The organism is Polaromonas sp. P1_G1 (assembly GCF_056405595.1).
The window spans coordinates 1-11895 of record NZ_JBFUBU010000069.1; the positions used below are offsets into that span (position 1 = coordinate 1).

At 65.2% G+C, this 11895-nt stretch carries 16 protein-coding genes; 13 read left to right on the plus strand and 3 right to left on the minus strand.

The genetic code is table 11. The features are described 5' to 3' along the window. The 3 genes from AC1D1Y_RS24285 to AC1D1Y_RS24295 all read left to right on the plus strand — a co-directional run. Positions 1-890, plus strand: an 890-nt coding sequence (locus AC1D1Y_RS24285) for a DUF3034 family protein (RefSeq protein WP_477684599.1), incomplete at its 5' end; no start/stop codon positions are given. Positions 891-919: 29 nt separating this feature from the next. Beyond that, a complete protein-coding gene (locus AC1D1Y_RS24290) occupies positions 920-1366 on the plus strand; it encodes a group I truncated hemoglobin (RefSeq protein ID WP_477684600.1) in 447 nt (148 codons plus the stop codon). Positions 1367-1383: 17 nt separating this feature from the next. Beyond that, positions 1384-2031, plus strand: a complete 648-nt coding sequence (locus AC1D1Y_RS24295; RefSeq protein WP_477684601.1) for a cupredoxin domain-containing protein — start codon at positions 1384-1386, stop codon at positions 2029-2031. Between the two features lie 9 nt (positions 2032-2040). On the opposite strand, the gene AC1D1Y_RS24300 is transcribed toward AC1D1Y_RS24295, so the two are convergent. Together AC1D1Y_RS24300 and AC1D1Y_RS24305 are read right to left on the minus strand one after the other, a co-directional pair. Continuing rightward, positions 2041-2634: a hypothetical protein gene (locus AC1D1Y_RS24300; protein ID WP_477652755.1), complete on the minus strand. Its 594-nt coding sequence runs from the start codon at positions 2632-2634 to the stop codon at positions 2041-2043. A 16-nt stretch (positions 2635-2650) separates the two neighbouring features. Next, positions 2651-3232 (minus strand): DUF3455 domain-containing protein, encoded by a 582-nt coding sequence (locus AC1D1Y_RS24305; protein ID WP_477684602.1) that lies wholly within the window; start codon positions 3230-3232, stop codon positions 2651-2653. A gap of 233 nt (positions 3233-3465) precedes the next feature. Between AC1D1Y_RS24305 and AC1D1Y_RS24310 the strand changes: the two genes are divergently transcribed. The 10 genes from AC1D1Y_RS24310 (at position 3466) to AC1D1Y_RS24355 (ending at position 10918) form a co-directional block, all read left to right on the plus strand. Further along, positions 3466-4077 carry an RNA polymerase sigma factor gene (locus AC1D1Y_RS24310; protein WP_477677224.1) on the plus strand — a complete coding sequence of 204 codons (612 nt, stop codon included), beginning with the start codon at positions 3466-3468 and terminating at the stop codon, positions 4075-4077. A gap of 79 nt (positions 4078-4156) precedes the next feature. Next, the gene (locus AC1D1Y_RS24315; protein ID WP_477684603.1) at positions 4157-4900 is read left to right on the plus strand and encodes an anti-sigma factor; all 744 of its coding nucleotides are present in this window, start codon (positions 4157-4159) and stop codon (positions 4898-4900) included. A 17-nt stretch (positions 4901-4917) separates the two neighbouring features. Then, positions 4918-5670, plus strand: a complete 753-nt coding sequence (locus tag AC1D1Y_RS24320) for an alpha/beta hydrolase (protein ID WP_477684604.1) — start codon at positions 4918-4920, stop codon at positions 5668-5670. 21 nt (positions 5671-5691) lie between these two features. After that, complete coding sequence (locus AC1D1Y_RS24325; protein ID WP_477684605.1) at positions 5692-6366, plus strand: phytanoyl-CoA dioxygenase family protein; 675 nt, start codon at positions 5692-5694, stop codon at positions 6364-6366. 122 nt (positions 6367-6488) lie between these two features. Next, positions 6489-6959 (plus strand): tetratricopeptide repeat protein, encoded by a 471-nt coding sequence (locus AC1D1Y_RS24330; protein ID WP_477684606.1) that lies wholly within the window; start codon positions 6489-6491, stop codon positions 6957-6959. Positions 6960-7105: 146 nt separating this feature from the next. After that, on the plus strand, positions 7106-7483 hold the full coding sequence (locus tag AC1D1Y_RS24335) for a DUF6632 domain-containing protein (RefSeq protein WP_477684607.1): 378 nt from the start codon (positions 7106-7108) through the stop codon (positions 7481-7483). Between the two features lie 14 nt (positions 7484-7497). Next, a complete protein-coding gene (locus AC1D1Y_RS24340) occupies positions 7498-8175 on the plus strand; it encodes a cupredoxin domain-containing protein (RefSeq protein ID WP_477684608.1) in 678 nt (225 codons plus the stop codon). Positions 8176-8271: 96 nt separating this feature from the next. Continuing rightward, positions 8272-9579 (plus strand): aminotransferase class V-fold PLP-dependent enzyme, encoded by a 1308-nt coding sequence (locus AC1D1Y_RS24345; RefSeq protein ID WP_477684609.1) that lies wholly within the window; start codon positions 8272-8274, stop codon positions 9577-9579. Between the two features lie 134 nt (positions 9580-9713). Then, positions 9714-10043 (plus strand): hypothetical protein, encoded by a 330-nt coding sequence (locus AC1D1Y_RS24350; protein ID WP_477684610.1) that lies wholly within the window; start codon positions 9714-9716, stop codon positions 10041-10043. Positions 10044-10057: 14 nt separating this feature from the next. Further along, the gene (locus AC1D1Y_RS24355) at positions 10058-10918 is read left to right on the plus strand and encodes an enoyl-CoA hydratase-related protein (RefSeq protein WP_477684611.1); all 861 of its coding nucleotides are present in this window, start codon (positions 10058-10060) and stop codon (positions 10916-10918) included. Positions 10919-10930: 12 nt separating this feature from the next. Here the strand turns inward: AC1D1Y_RS24355 and queF are convergent, their stop codons facing one another. Next, a complete protein-coding gene (queF, locus tag AC1D1Y_RS24360) occupies positions 10931-11758 on the minus strand; it encodes an NADPH-dependent 7-cyano-7-deazaguanine reductase QueF (RefSeq protein WP_477684612.1) in 828 nt (275 codons plus the stop codon). Positions 11759-11895: the final 137 nt, after the last annotated feature.

The window sequence follows — 11895 nt, forward strand, 5'->3', positions numbered from 1 at the left end:
AACTAACCAGCCTCCTCCTCTGCGCCGGCGCCCAAGCCGACACCGGCAAACTCCTCCTCACCGGCGGCGTCAGCACCATAGAAGGCCCGGCCGGCGGCGGCCTGACCCCCTGGGCCGTCATCGGCAGCAACGCCACGGCGGACGAGATCGGTGGCTCGGCCTACCTGACCCATGTCGGCACCCGCGACTACGGCCTAAACATCTATGGCGCGACGGCCGGCATCCATGACCGCTATGAGCTGTCCATCGCGCGGCAGGACTTCAACACGCGGGACACTGGCGTGGCGCTGGGCCTGCCGGGGTTGCACCTGAAGCAGACCATCGTGGGCGCCAAGCTTCGCGTGCTGGGTGATGCGGTGCTCGACAGCGACACGCTGGTGCCGCAGGTGGCGGTTGGCGTGCAGTACAAGACGCTGGGCTCCACCGGGCTGGACGGCACACTGGCCGCGCTGGGCGCCAAACGTTCGGGTGTTGACGTGTATGTGAGCGCCACCAAACTTTTCCTGGGCCAGGGCCTGCTGGTCAACGCCACGTTGCGCGCCACCAAGGCCAACCAGAACGGCCTGCTGGGCTACGGCGCGACACTGGGCGGCAATGAAAACCGCTACAGCCTGCAGCCGGAGTTTTCCGTCGCTTACCTGGTCAGCAAGAACATTGCCGTCGGCGCCGAATACCGTTTCATGCGCAACAAGCTCGAAAGCGCCGGCCGCGCCGCGGGCCTGGGCAACGGCCTGCGCTCGGAAGACTGGAAGGACATCTTCATCGCCTGGGCGCCGACCAAAAACCTCTCGCTGACGCTGGCTTACGTGGACCTGGGCGTGATCGTGCCCGCCACCACGGCCAGCCGCAAGCAGTCCGGTTACTACCTCTCGGCCCAGGTCGCTTTCTGAGCCTCGCCAATCATTCAAGGAGCATCATCATGAGAAAAACACTGGTCTGCCTGGCGCTTGCCGCGGGCAGCGCGTTCGCGCAAACCGTGCCCCCGCAAAACGACCAGCTCTACAAGGCCTTCGGCGAAAAGCCCGGCCTGGTCGCGCTGATGGACGACTTCATGGTCCGCCTGCTGGCTGATCCGCGCACCGGGCCGCACTTCAAGCCCGCCAACCAGCAGCGCGTGAAGGAGCAACTGGTCGATCAGCTCTGCGCCTTGAGCGGCGGCCCCTGCGTCTACAAGGGCGCGGACATGAAAAGCGCGCATGCCAACCTGGAGATCAAAAAATCCGACTTCCATGCGCTGGTCGAAGTGCTGCAGCAAAGCATGGACGCCAAGGGCATCCCGTTTCGCAAGCAGAACGAAATGCTGGCGCTGCTGGCACCCATGAACCGCGACATCATCACGCCATCGGAAAGCGGGGCCAAGCCATGAAGGCCGCCACGCGGGGCATGGCCCTTTCCGCACTGCTGGCCTTCAGCGCGGCGGCGCAGGCCGGCAAGCTCGTGGTGTCGGTGCTCGACAAGGACGGCAAGCCGGTGCAGGACGCGGTGGTGGTGGTGACGCCGGCCGGCAAGGGTGCTCTCCCTAAAAACCCGCTGCCCGCGCAAGCCACCATCTACCAGGAAAAGATGCAGTTCGTCCCGGCGGTGACGGTGGTGCCCGTGGGGGCCAAGGTTCAGTTCATCAACAACGATCCCTGGGACCACCATGTGCGCAGTTCGCCCGCGGGAATGGGCCAGTTCAGCGCGACGAACGCGGGCTTTGAAATGCGGCTCGAAGGCAAGCCGGACGGCAAGCCCGCAAAAACCAGCGAGGTGACGCTGGACAAGGCCGGGGTGCTGGGTGCGACCCTGCTGGGCTGCTTTATCCACGGCTCCATGCGCGGCTACCTCTATGCCAGCGAATCACCCTGGGCCGCGAAAACCAGTTCCGAAGGCATCGCGGCCTTTGAAGACCTGCCCGAGGGCACAGCCCAGGTCAAGGTCTGGCAAGCCGACCAGCTGATAGACATCGCGCCGCAACAGGTCACGGTGGGCACGGTGCTGGCCAAAAACGTCATGCAGCTCACGGTGGTGCCGCGGCGGCGCAGGCCCTGACAAGGATCGCTAGCTTCGGCTGTCGTCTTTCCGGGAATCCACCTCCAGCGGCGCCAGGTCGGATGAATAAACCCGGTCGCCGATCTGCAGCGCCCGACCCTTCTCCCAGGCGGCCTCAAAGGCCGCGAGTTCTTCCAGCGTGGCGCGCTCATGGCGCCGCACAGGCGGCCGCGAATCGCCCGCGTCCTGGCCCGCGGGCAGGGGGACCGGCCGGCTGGCCGAGAAGCCCTGGATCTGTTCATTGACCTGCCAGTACACGCCGCTGACCAGCAGGTCGTAACGCGTGGCGGCATTTTTGGCGATGGCCGCCCCCACCTCGGCCAGCCGGGCGGGCCCGCCTTCCCGGTTGTCCAGGAAGTCGGTGGAAAGGTCCACCAGCACGAAGTATTGGTGGCCTCGCTTGTCGTTGCGCACCACGCGGAACTTGTAGCTGGCCGACAGGATGCCGTGGGCCTGCATGGTGACCTTGATGGCCTCGAACAGCATCTCGCGCCGGAACGCCATGCGCTCGTCCAGGTTCATCTTGACCGGCCCCGTTTCAGGACCCGTGGCGTCGTGCTTGGGGCTCTTGCTGGCGCTGAAAAGGTTCTTGAGCACGGACATCTCGGGCCTCACTTTTTCAAGTGTTTTTGGCGGTGAAAAACACGTAGTCGGCGGTATAGCCTTCCTTGACGCGTTTGCCGGCGTCGGCTTGCGTGGCGCAGCCTCGGGCCGGCGCATTGCCACCTTCGGTGTTCAGGCGCTGCACACTGGTGACCGGCGTCATCTTGCCTGGTGTGCCGGCGGATTTTGCCGTCAGCAGCAGCAGCGGGATGTCGCCGGGACGCTCGCCGTCGGCGCGCGCTTTGACCGTGCCCACGGTCTTGCTGCCGTCCAGCGCGGTCCAGTTGGGGCCGGCGCCATGCGTACCGACTTTTTCGTCTTTCTGGTTGAAGAGGTCCGCCTCGGGCGCAACAAACACCCAGGCCCAGCCACCCTTGTCGGAGGCGCGGCACTCATAAATCTGCGAGCCGACGGCATGCCAGGTGAAGGCCGCGCGTTCACCATCGGCCGGCTTGAGCGCGGCGGGCACCGGCTTGCCTGTGTCCATTTGCGCGGCTGGGCCGCCGGCGCAGGCGCTCAACAGCAGGCCGGCACACAAGGCGGCGGCGGCAAGGCCGGTGTGAAACCTGGGTGGGGTGGCGGTTGCAATCGGTGTCATGGCGATCTCCTGAGAGGGAGCCCTGCAAATATTGACAGGTCCCCGGGTTAAATGAAAGTAAAAAAGAAAGTAAAAAAGCCCCAACTCCCAGTGCTGGAGGGCTGTGGGCCGGCGCGGCGGCCCGCCCACCAGGGACAAACGACGGCAAGCACCAATTGGATGCAGTTTTTTTGAAAAAATGCCATTGCCGGAGATGTTTTGCCGCCTGGGCCTAACTCCCTATACTCAGCCGCATGAAACTGGCCTCCGACATGGACACCCGCAGCCTGCAAGCCCTGATCGCCGGCGCGGCGCAAGGCGACCATGGCTGCTTCGCCCAGGTTTATGAACGCACCCATACGCATCTGTTTGGCGTCGCCGTTCGTATATTGGGACAAGGACAGGCGGCCGAAGATGTGCTGCAAGAGGCGTATGTGAGCATCTGGAAAAGCGCAGCCGGCTACCGCAGCGAGGTGGACGGCCAAACCATTCAACCCATGACGTGGCTGATCGCCATCGTCCGCAACAAGGCGCTGGACGCCTTTCGGGCACGCGCGCGCCGCAAGGAAAGCGAGTTGCCCGAATCGGGCGACGTGGACGAAGAAGACAGCGAGAGCACCATGGCACCCGCCCCCAGCGCCATGCAGCTGCTGGAGCAGGCCACCGAGGCCCTGCATATAGCAGGCTGCATGAACGCGCTGGAAGGCAGCCACCGGCAGAGCCTGGCGCTGGCCTATTACCAGGGCCTGTCGCACAGCGAGGTGGCCGCCCAGATGGGCGCACCGCTGGGTTCGGTGAAAGCCTGGATACGGCGCGGCCTGGAAAAACTCAAGGGCTGCCTGGCCGCGCAAGGGGTGGTGGCATGAGCGCCGCCGGACCGCTCCAAGGCGCGAAGGCCCCCTCGGGGGGCAGCGCAGCGGCTTTGCCGCAAGCGTGGGGGCTGTCATGAGATACACCCACCCTGAATTGCTCGAACACCTGGCCTCCGCCTATGTGCTGGGCACATTGGCCGGCGGCGCACGGCGGCGCTTTGAACGCCTGCAGCGCGACCGCGCCGACGTGCGTGTGCGCGTCGCGCAATGGGAGGCACGCCTGGGCCAGCTGGCGATGTCTGTGCCGGCGCACCAGCCTTCACCCCGGGTGTGGGCCGCGATCGCGGCGCGCACGCAGCCCGCCGGCACGCGGCATGCGTCGCAGGGCAAAGCCGGTTGGCTGGGCTGGCTCAAGCCGGCGGGCTTTGGTTTTGGCGGCCTGGCCGCGGGCGTGATCGCGGCCAGCGCGTTCTTTGTCGCCATGCCCACCCTGTTCATGTCCAGCGACCAGCTCGCGATGCGCTCGGGCGAAAAGCTGCCGCAAAGCTATGTGGGCCTGCTCACCGACGCCCAGGGCAACGGCAAGCTGCTGGTCAGTTCGCTGCGCCACGGCAAGACCATGACGGTCAAGGTCATAGGCCCGATCACGCCGCCCGCCAGCGGAAAGCTGGTGCTGTGGGCCGTGCCGGCCAACGGCCCGGCGTTTTCGCTGGGCACCGTGCCGACCAGCGGCTCGGCGGTCTCCATGCTGCCCGACACCTCGGAAAAACTGCTGTCCAAGGTAGGCAAGCTGGTCGTCACGCTGGAAACCGAGGCCAACCCGGCCAAACCCGGCGAGACCGTGGTCTTCAGCGGCAATTGCGCCAAGCTGTGGTGAACAGGCCGGCGCGCGCAGTGGCGGTTTTCTTCACGGTCCTGCTGCTGGCCTACCTGGCCATTTGCGCGGCGCTGTTTGTGTACCAGCGTTCGCTGCTCTACTTCCCGCAGCCCCGCCTGGAAGGCAGCCCGGCGTCCACGCTGCACCTCAAGGTCAGCGACGCGGATCTCGTGCTCACCGCCCGGCAGGCGACAGGGCCCAAGGCCATTGTTTACTTCGGCGGCAATGCCGAAGACGTTTCGGCCACCCTGCCGTCTTTCGCGCAAGCCTTCCCGGATCACGCCATCTACCTGCTTCACTACCGGGGTTATGGCGGCAGCAGCGGTAGCCCCACCGAGGCAGCGCTGCAAAGCGATGCCCTGGCCTTGTTCGACCACGTGAACAAGACGCATGCGGACGTCACGGTGGTGGGAAGAAGCCTGGGTTCGGGTGTGGCTGTCTGGGTCGCCAGCCAGCGGCCGGTGTCGCGCCTGATCCTGGTGACGCCCTACAACAGCATCCAGGAGCTGGCCGCGCAGCGCTTTCCCTGGTTTCCCATCTCCTGGCTGCTGGTCGACAAGTTCGAATCCTGGAAATACGCGCCCAAAGTCACGGCGCCCACGCTGCTGATTTCCGCTGAACACGACGAGGTCATCCCGGCGGCCAGCACCGGGCAGTTGCATGCGCGCTTCAACAAAGGCACGGCTGCGCTCAAGATGTTGCCGGGAACCTCGCACAACACGATCTCGCAGCATCCGCAGTACCTCGCGCTGTTTCAATCGATGCTGTGACCCTCGGCTCCCCTGGCAGACATGGATCACACCGCATTCACGACCCAGGGCTTTGCGCTTGTTCCCCAGGTGCTGGGCGGTGCCGAATGCGAGTCGGTCGCTTCCCGGCTTGCGGGTGTTTCGCCGGACTCAGCCGGAACACGCGGCCTGCTGTCGCAAGCCTGGTGCCAGGCGCTTGCGGCAGCGCTGCATCGGCACCCCTTGCTGGCGCCGCTGGTTCCGGCTGACTTCGTGGCCGTGCAGTGCACCTTCTTCGAGAAGTCGGCATCACGCAACTGGCTGGTGCCGGTGCACCAGGACCTCAGCATCCCGGTGGCGGAACGCGTGGCGCACGCCGGCCTGAGCGGCTGGCCGGAGAAGGAAGGCAGCCTGTACGTCCAGCCGCCGGTCGAACTGCTACAGCAACTGGTGGCCGTGCGTTTGCACATCGATGCCTGCGACGCCGAGGACGGCCCGCTACGGGTCGTCCCGGGTTCGCACCTGCAGGGCAGGATGGAAGCGCAAGCCGCCGCGGCGGTTCGCCAGGCCCAGGCCGAGGTTGCTTGCACGACCGGGCGGGGAAGCGTGATGGCCATGCGGCCGCTGCTGCTGCACGCCTCCTCCAAATCCACGGGAAGCAGCCGGCGAAGGGTGTTGCACTTCCTGTTCGGGCCGCGCACACTGCCTTTCGGCCTTCAATGGCCGCAGGCGGCCTGAGCCCTTACAAATAAATACGAGTTCGGCTGCATCCAATTCTCCCATCACGCCGTTTGTATAAGGTGCTGATTCGCAGCGCATCCAACTTAGTCAGTAAGCAAGCAACATTCAAGGAGTCCGACATGAACGCTTTTTCCATCCGTAACTTCATCGCCCTGCCCGTCATCGCCTTGGCTTTTGCCGGCGCGGCCATCGCGGCCGACATCCAGACCACGCCGGTGCAGAACGCGCAGATCGACGACTTCGCTGCCGGCAAAAAAGCCATTGACGCGAAGAACTGGTCCGAGGCCGTGAGCAGCTTCAACAAGGTCGTGGCCAAGAACCCGAAGAATGCCGACGCCTACAACTACCTCGGTTATTCGAACCGCTGGCTGGGCAAGTACGACGAGGCCTTTGCTGCTTACGGCAAGGCCCTGGCGCTGGACCCCAATCACAAGGGCGCGCTGGAATATTCGGGCATCGCCTACCTGAAAACCAACCAGAAAGCCCAGGCCGACGCCCAGCTCGCCAAGCTGCAGGCCATCTGCGCCGGCTGTGAAGAAACCCGCGACCTGGCCAAGGCTGTCGCCGACTACAAGCCGGCTGCCAAGTAAGAGCCTCTCAAAAACCCTCCTGGCGTTGTTGCGTCGCCTTGCCGTACTGGTGTACTGTCTGCGGCGACGCGCCTAGCCAGGACCGCTTCGCTGGGTTTTGTGAGTGGCTCTGACTGCGTACCTCTAATGATCCGAAAGAGACAACAATGACAAATGCCGATCGCCTCAAATACCTGCGCGTCGCCCTGACGCTGACAGGTCTCATCTTTACTTTTGCCTTTTGGCCGCTCACCATCGTCTGGCCTTCCGGCTGGGCATGGCATACGGAGGGCCGTTCGCACTACCTTGAGATGATGATAGGCCTGTACGCGACGCTGGGTGTCTTCCTTTTGCTGGCGGCCCGCAACCCGCTGCTGCACCGCAGCCTGATCTGGTTCACCGTCTGGTCCAGCGCCGTGCATGGCGGGATCATGGCGGTGCAGTCCTTCAGCGGCCACCACACCATGGGCCACCTCTGGGGCGATGTCCTGGCGTTGTTTGTGGTGGCAGCCGTGCTGGGCTTGTTGATGCCTCGCGAAACCTGAACCGGAAGAACCCCATGACACACCCCACTTCCCGCATGCTGCCCTCCGCCCTGTTATTGCTGGCCGGCCTTGCCTTCTCCGCCTGGGCCGGCGCCGCCACCCTCTCGGTGCTGGTGCTCGACAAGGAAGGCAAACCGGCGCCCGATGCGGTCGTGGTGGTTGTGCCCTCGGCCAAGACCGGCGCAGCCCCCACCCCGCTGCCCAGCCAGGTCACGATCTACCAGGAAAAAATGCGCTTTGTGCCGGCCGTCAGCGTGGTGGGCGTGGGCGCGAAGGCCCAGTTCGTCAACAACGATCCCTGGGAACACCACGTGCGCGGCTCGGCCGCCGGCGCGGCGCAGTTCAATGCTGCGGCGGGCGAAGGCTTTGAGCTGCGCCTGGACGGCAAGCCCGAAGGCAAGCCGGCCAAAACCGCAGAGGCCACTTTCACCAAAGCCGGCGCCGTGCTGCTGGGCTGCCACATCCATGGCTCCATGCGGGGCCATGTCTACGTGAGCGAATCGCCCTGGGCCATGCTGACGAATGCCGAGGGTGTGGCGCAGGTCGAGCAGTTGCCCGAAGGCGCCGCGCAGATCAAGGTCTGGCATGCCGACCAGTTGATAGACATCGCGCCGCAGGCTTACACCGTGACCGCTTCGCCGGGGAAACTTACGCTGCAATTGAGCGTCGTGCCGCGCCGCCGGCGGATCTAAGGGAAGTAAGGCGGCACGCCGCCGCAGCCATGGCGACACATGCCTGACATGTCCGGCGGTTAAAAACCGCAGACGTCAATCATCAGGATATGTCTCATGCTGCATGCCAATCGCCGCGGTTTTGTCATGGGCCTCGTGGCCACCGCTTCTCTCACCGCGGCCAACGCCCAAGCCCAAACCCAGACCACCACCCGGAGTCTTCCGCCCCTGCTGGCGGGCAGTGCGCAAGCCATGGCCACCGATCGCGGCTACTGGGCGGCCGTCAGGTCGCTCTACACCGTGACACCCAAAACAGTGAACCTGGAAAACGGCTACTGGGGCATCATGGCCGACCCGGTGCGCAGCGAGTACCAGGCCAAGACCGACATGGTGAACCGCGAAAATTCCTACTATGCGCGTTCGCAGTTCGACGGTGATGCGACCGAAGCCCGCAAGCTGCTGGCCGCCGCCGTGGGAGCCACCCCCGGGGAGATCGCTTTCACGCGCGGCGCCACCGAAGCCCTGCAGCTGCTGATAGGCGGCTACAACAAGCTCGGCGCCGGCGACAGCGTGCTGTTTTGCGACCTCGACTACGACTCCATGCAGTACGCGATGAACTGGCTCAAAGACAGGCGCGGCGTGAACGTGGTCAAGTTCAGCATCCCCGAGCCCGCCACGCGCGAGGCCGTGCTGCAAACCTACCGGGAAGCCCTGGCAAACAACCCCAAAGCAAAACTGCTGCTGCTCACGCATGTCAGCCACCGCACGGGGCTGGTAATGCCCGTGGCCGAGATCGCCGCGATGGCCAGGGCCCGCGGCGTGGACGTGGTGCTGGACGCCGCGCACTCCTGGGGCCAGATCGACTTCAAGGTGCAAGATCTCGGCGTGGACTTCGTCGGCTTCAACCTGCACAAGTGGATAGGCGCACCCGTCGGCCTGGGTTTTATGTACGTCGCTAAAGGGCGGCTGCCCGACATAGACCGCGCGATGGCCGACGAGGACTGGCCGGCCGACGACATCCGCTCGCGCGTGCACAGCGGCACCTCCAATTTCGCGGCCCTGCTGACCCTGCCCAGGGCGCTGGCCCTGCATGCGGAAATCGGCCCCAAGGCCAAGGAGCTTCGCCTTCGCTACCTGCGCGACTACTGGGTCGGCCGCGCCCGCGAACTCAAGGGCGTCGACATCCTGACGCCGGACCAGCCCGGCATGGCCGCGGGCATCACCTCCTTCCGCCTGGCCGGCAGGACGACGCCGGACGACTACAAGGCGCTGGTGGCGCAGCTGCGCGACAGCTATGGCGTGCTGACGGTGCGCCGCAGCGGCGTAGCCAAAGGCCCCTGCATACGTGTCTCCCCGGCGCTCTACACCACCGAGGCCGACCTGGACCGGCTGGTGTCGGCCCTGAAAACCCTGGCCTCGGCCTGAGGCGCGGTGGCCGGGGCGGCCCGGCCTGTCACGAGGGCTTGCAAAAAATCGTATTTTGCATCGACCCTGACACCTCGCGGCCGTTGACAGAAGCTTTCACGAAACTTACATTGAAGCTTCCGCACGGAGGCTTTATGTCCGATCCCTCTGATCCTTCCAACGCACCCACACCTACCCGGTCGCGCTACTGGCACCACATCACGCTGGCCCAGTTCCAGCGCCTGAAGGACTGGCGCGAGGTACAGCGAGCGGCGCACCCCCTCGAATGCCAGCTCTGGGAAGCGGTGCTGACAATCTGGCTCATGGGCTGGACGGGCTGGCTGCCGGCTTATACCTTTGACGCGGCCTGGGCCTACCCGCTGTGCGCGCTGGGCGTCCTGGCACCGCGGCTGTATGTCTATGGAAGGGCGCGGGCGCACCTGGCGCGGCGTCTCAGGTGTGACTGGCTGGACCTTGTGGCTTGAACTAGAGTGGGGGCATGAACGCACCCACCCCACCCTCCCTGACCTGCTTCACCCTCAGCACCACCGGCCACGTCGCCCACCTGGTTCTCAATCGCCCCGAGGCGATGAACACCATGCACCCGCTGTTCTGGCGCGAACTCGACGCGGCGCTCACGCATCTCCATAAAACCGGCGAAGCGCGCGTGCTGGTGATCTCCAGCACCGGCAAACACTTCAGCGCGGGCATGGCGCTGGAAACCTTCGGCAGCGGCATCGCCATGGACGACCAGAGCCCCGAAGGCCGGGCGGCCATCTTCGACCTGCTGACGGACATGCAGGCCACCTTCACCAAACTCGAGACTTTGCGCATCCCCGTGATCGCGGCCATCCAGGGCGGCTGCATAGGCGGGGCGGTTGACATGGTGACGGCCTGCTGCCTGCGCTATGCCACGGCCGACGCATTTTTCTGCATCCAGGAGATCAACATCGGCATGGTGGCCGACGTGGGCACCTTGCAGCGCCTGCCCAAGCTGCTGCCGCTGGCCGTCGTCAAGGAGCTGGCCTACACCGGGCGCCGCTTGCCGGCTGCCAGGGCGCTGGGCTACGGCCTGGTCAACGAGGTGTTTGATTCAGCGGACGCCATGCTGGCCGCCGCCATGCAATGCGCGAACGAAATCGCCGCCAAACCGCCCGTAGCGGTCTGGGGCAGCAAGCAGGCCATCCACTACGCGCGCGACCACTCGGTGGACGACGCGCTCCGGCAGATGGGCTGGCTGCAGGGCGCGATCTGGAGCAACGCCCATGTGCGCGAGTCCGTGACGGCCATGAAGGAAAAGCGCGCGGGGCAGTTTCCCGGGCTTACACCGCTCAAGAACTTCAGCGAGTTCGGGCAGTAAACCGGGGCGTTCTTACTGGCGCGCGGTGCGTACGCTGGGCGGTAGCGCCTGCGGATGGCTGGTGCGAAACGGGTTGATGTCCAGCCCACCGCGGCGCGTGTAGCGCGCATAGACCGAGAGCTTGAGCGGCTTGCAGCGCGTCCAGAGGTCCATGAAGATGCGCTCCACGCACTGCTCATGGAACTCGTTGTGGTTGCGAAAACTCACCAGGTACTGCAGCAGCCCTTCCTGGTTGATCTGCGGGCCGGCGTAGCGGATCTGCACGCTGCCCCAGTCGGGCTGGCCGGTSACCAGGCAGTTGCTYTTSAGCAGGTTGCTGGTCAGCGTCTCCTCGACGGGCGGCTCGTCGAATTCGGCGAACAGCAGCTCGGGTGCGGGCTGGTAGTGGATGCACTCCACGTCCAGCCGGTCCAGGTTCAGKCCGTCGAGCTCGTGCACCGGCTCGCGGTCGAACAGCTCGGGGCCCAGGGTCTTGATACCGACGCCCATGCCCACCACGGCGTTGAGGTCGGCGCGAATCCGCTCGCGCACGTCGCGCGCGTCGGCAAACCGCGTGTTGTTAAAGCTGTTGAGGTAGAGCTTGAAAGACTTGCTCTCGACGATGTTGGGCGATTCGCAGGGCACGGTGATCTGGGCCAACGCCACCTGGGGCTTGCCGCGCAGGTTGAGCCAGCTGAGCTCAAACGCCGTCCACAGGTCGGCRCCRAARAATGGCGSMGYGCCGRTGAYGCCGATTTCGGCSCGCTTGCCTTCGCGCGGGATGGGAAACAGCAGCGAGGCGTCGTACTGGTCGATGTAGGCCGAGGGTTTGCCGAGCTGGGATTGTTCTGGGGTGTTCATGGGCCTATTTTCGCCGCTAAGCGCAGGCAGCCGGCAATTCACTCGCCCAAACCCCAAAGCCGCAAAGGGCAGCGTCCGGGCCGCTGCCATCGGGTATTGCTCCTTCCCCCGCWGGGGGAAGGTTGGGATGGGGGCCA